We start from the raw sequence: 3,185 nt of genomic DNA, 5'->3' as shown, positions 1-3,185 counted from the left end.
ACCGGCAGCGGCCTGCGCATCCGCCGCCAGGGCGTCCGCAAGCTCGCCGACTTCTGGGGCCACTGCTGGCAGTCGGCGGTGTTCCCGAGCGGACGCGCGTTCGGCTACATCGCCTACCCGCCGCGCCCCGACGGGCAGCCGACCTTCAACGAGGGCTTCGTCTTCACCGGCGACGGCGACCTCGTCCCCGCGCGCGTGGTGCGAGCCCCCTGGCTGACGAGGCTCCGCGCCCTGGGCGAGGACGTGTCGCTGGTCCTGGAGACCGAAGCCGGGACCGTCGAGATCGAGGGCGAGACGGTGTTCTCCACCCACGACGTCCACCACGGCGACGACACCTACTCGGTGCGGGCCCTCAAGCAGGAGATCTCCGACTTCCCGGCCGTCCACCAGGCCGGTGTGCGTTACCGCTGGGACGGCGAGGAGACCTTCGGAATGCTCGAACGGTCCAACCCCCTCGACAAGATCTCGCGCGACTAGAGAACACGGAGAAACCGGAGCGACCATGCGCGGACTGCGCGGCAAGACCTTCATCGTGGCGGGCGGCGCCACCGGGATCGGCGCGGGCACGGCCGAGCGGCTCGCCGCCGAGGGCGCTTTCGTGACCGTCGGCGACATCAACATCCAGGGCGCCGAGGCCACCGCCGAACGGATCGGACGCTCGGGCGGCCGGGCCGTCGCCGTCGAGTTCGACCTGTCCGACGACGAGTCGGTGCGGGAACTGGTCGGCCGGACGATCGCCGAGTTCGGCGCCGTGGACGGCCTCCACAACGTCGGCGCGGACCTGTCCCCGGACAACATCGGACGCGACACCTCCCTGCTCGACACCGACATGGACGTGTGGCGGCGCACCCTGGACGTCAACCTGCTCGGCTACGTCCGCACCAGCCGTGCCGTCCTGCCCCACCTGCTGGAGAAGGGCGGCGGCAGCATCGTCATCACCTCGTCCGGCGGTTCGCTGGGCACCGACCCGTCCCACGTCGCCTACAACGCGTCCAAGGCCGCGGTCAACCAGCTGACCCGGCACATCGCCGTCAACTGGGGCGGGGCGGGCATCCGCAGCAACGGCGTCATGCCGGGGCTGGTCATGGGCGAAACGCAGGAACAGCAGAACGACCTGGAACTCCAGCAAGCCTTCATGGCCGCCGCCAGGACCACCCGCCTCGGGAAGCCGAGCGACCTGGCCTCGGTCGCGGCCTTCCTGCTCTCCGACGAGGCCGAATGGATCAACGGCCAGGTCTGGTACATCGGCGGCGCCTCCCACCTCCGCCAGTGACCCTCCCCGTCGCCGCCTGCGCATTCCTTGATCATTCTAGATTTCGGCATGGGGTGCGGATTCTTTGCGTCCACCGATGTTTCATATAGAGGAAACCGTTCTGACCTGTAGCCGACCTCCCCCATACCGATTCGGGCTTGAGTGACGACCACGGGCGCTGTTAGCTTCACCCGGTGGACGAGATGCGTGCACAGGCGGAGGCGATCGCGGATTTCGCGGCGGCTCTGAGAGAACTACGCAACTCGGTCGGCAACCCGCCTTTCCGGCAGATGTCCGGCCGGTCAGGGGCGATTTCGCACACGACGTTACATGAAGCCGCGAAGGGTAACCGACTTCCGAGCTGGGGAACGACGGTCGAGTTCGTCAAGGCGTGCGGCGCGGACCCGGGCGAGTACCGCGAACGCTGGGAGACGGCGAACCGGGCGGTCCGGTCGGCGACCGCGCGACCGCCGCGAGCGCCGTCGCGGCCCGTCCGCCGGGCGAACTCGCGGTCACCGCGCCGGGCGCCGCCGAAGGCGCCGCCGGCCACGACGCCGTCCACGTGGCCATCGAGCCGTCCGAGCCAGCCGAGCCGTCCGAGCGGTCCGCGTCGTCCGGCGAGGGCGCGGTCCCCGTACCGGCGTTGCCGCCGGACGGCATCACGGGCGGCCGCGCGGGCCGTCCCGTGCGGGGAGCGCGGCCCGCGGGGCGGTTCCGGTTGCCCCGTTCGGCCGCGGCGGCGCTCGCGACGGCGGCCGTCGGGGCGGGGACGTCGCCGGCGTCGTGTCGCCGTCGACCGTGGTTCCGAACCCGCCGGGCCCGGCGCGAAGCCGCCCGGCGGGCTGTCGAAGGCGGCGCTGTCCCCGGCCGACTGCCCGGTGCGCCAGACCAACCCGCCACCGGCTCCGCCGAACCACCGGGGCGACGCCGCCGCGTTCATCGCCGACATCACGCTGCCCGACTGCACGCGGGTCGGCCCCGGCGAGACGGTGACCAAGGTGTGGCGCCTCAAGAACGCCGGGACGGTGCCGTGGAAGGGGTATTCGCTGCGCCGCCTCGACCTCCCGCAGCGAGCCGACCAGTGCCAGACGATTTCCGACGTGCCGATCGAAGACACACGTCCGGGCGAAATGGTCGACATCCGGACCGACATCACCACTCCGCGAAATCCGGGCCTGTGCTTCGTGCGGTTCAAGATGGTGGATCCGTCGGGGAAGGTCGCGTTTCCCGGAAGCAGGCCGGTCAACTTCCAGGTCGTCGTCGAAAGCCCGTTGTTCCCCGCCGCGGACGACACGGCGGGGAACTGATTCCGGACGGGCCGCGGGGTCAGGAGAGAGCGATCCCGCTGTAGTAGGCGTGCAGAATTCGTGAGTGGCTCCAGCCCGCGTTGGCCTTGTCGCGGGAGCCGTACTGCGACATCCAGTCGCCGGTGACCCACCCGCCGCACGCCGTCGTCGTCGCGCAGTAGTGGGCTTGCAGGATCTTCCCGCCCCGGGTCATCCGCGTGCCCCACGTCGCGTCCACGGCGGCGTTCGTCGACGCCTTCGCCGAGCCGGGCTTGTACACCTGGCTCGACGTGTTGTCGTAGACGTCGAAGCAGTCACCGCCCGACGTCTTGCGCGTCGAGTGCAGCGCCCAGTACCAGCCGAAGCTCTTGACGGCCATCGCCCCGGCCCGCAGGGACTCCCGCGGCCAGCTCGGCACCCACTCGTTGGGCAGGACGTTCTTGACGTAGGTCTTGAACGGCACCCGGTCCACGCGGTTGAGCGACACCCGGTAGACCAGGATCGTCGTGGGCAGTTTGCTGTTCGTGCCGTCGGTCTTGCAGCCGGTCGGCGGCGTGGAACCGAGGAATCGGTGCGAGGCGTTCTGGTTCTTGAGGCTGGAGTTCAGGTTGCCTTTGGCGCCCGCCTTGAAGTCTTGGTAGGTGCCG

4 protein-coding genes are annotated in these 3,185 nt (G+C 70.2%); 3 read left to right on the top strand and 1 reads right to left on the bottom strand.

The genetic code is table 11. The annotated features are described in order from the left end of the window. The 3 genes from BJF79_RS35495 to BJF79_RS56320 form a co-directional block, all read left to right on the top strand. On the top strand, window positions 1-477 hold a 477-nt coding region (locus BJF79_RS35495; RefSeq protein ID WP_262403050.1), incomplete at its 5' end, for a hypothetical protein. A gap of 25 nt (window positions 478-502) precedes the next feature. After that, a complete protein-coding gene (locus BJF79_RS35490; RefSeq protein ID WP_075904000.1) occupies window positions 503-1,273 on the top strand; it encodes an SDR family NAD(P)-dependent oxidoreductase in 771 nt (256 codons plus the stop codon). Window positions 1,274-2,130: 857 nt separating this feature from the next. Continuing rightward, window positions 2,131-2,559, top strand: a complete 429-nt coding sequence (locus tag BJF79_RS56320; protein ID WP_075903998.1) for an NBR1-Ig-like domain-containing protein — start codon at window positions 2,131-2,133, stop codon at window positions 2,557-2,559. Between the two features lie 19 nt (window positions 2,560-2,578). Here BJF79_RS56320 and BJF79_RS35480 read toward each other — a convergent pair. After that, window positions 2,579-3,185 (bottom strand): SpoIID/LytB domain-containing protein (locus tag BJF79_RS35480; protein WP_075903996.1); only part of this gene is annotated, 607 nt, incomplete at its 5' end.

The organism is Actinomadura sp. CNU-125 (genome assembly GCF_001942465.1).
In the GTDB taxonomy this organism is placed as follows: Bacteria; Actinomycetota; Actinomycetes; order Streptosporangiales; family Streptosporangiaceae; genus Spirillospora.
This window is presented reverse-complemented; position numbering and strand designations above follow the sequence as displayed.

Bases quoted from the DNA above. Each gene is read 5' to 3' on its own strand.
- BJF79_RS35490 (WP_075904000.1), top strand. From the start codon at position 503: ATGCGCGGACTGCGCGGCAAGACCTTCATCGTGGCGGGCGGCGCCACC.